Annotated in this window: 1 protein-coding gene; it reads left to right on the top strand. The window is 74.2% G+C overall.

Going from position 1 to position 419, the window contains the following annotated elements; all coding sequences use genetic code 11:
* A partial coding sequence (locus tag ADK55_RS19990; RefSeq protein ID WP_234350162.1) for an asparagine synthase-related protein occupies positions 1-419 on the top strand: 419 nt, incomplete at both ends.

The raw sequence follows: 419 nt of genomic DNA, 5'->3' as shown, positions 1-419 counted from the left end.
TCCAACGGCTCCCCGCCCCGGCCCGCCTCTCGTTCGCCGACGCCACCGAGGCCCTGCGGTACGAACTGCCTCTCGCGGTGGGCCGCCGCACCCTGACCGGCCGGCCGCTGTCGAGCGACCTGTCCGGCGGCGTCGACTCCACCTCGATCGCCTGCCTCGCCGCCGCCCACACCGACCTCACCGCCATCACCTACGTGGATGCGGCGATGGCCGACCAGGACGACACCCGGTACGCCGCTGAGGTCGCCGCCCCCCCCCCGGCCATCAGCCGGCATCTGGTCGACGGGCGCCGAACCGGAAGCCGGCACTTCGACCAACTCACCGACCCCCCCGGTGTTCCCGTCACCGACACCCCCGCCCTCAGCGTCGCCATGCTCGGCATCCTTGAGGCCCAACTCGCCCCCGCCCTCGCCGACCAC

Origin of the sequence: Streptomyces sp. WM4235 (genome assembly GCF_001279725.1) — a bacterium.
Taxonomy (GTDB): Bacteria; Actinomycetota; Actinomycetes; order Streptomycetales; family Streptomycetaceae; genus Streptomyces.
Note: the sequence above shows the minus strand (reverse complement) of the source record. Positions and strands in the feature narration are given on the sequence as shown.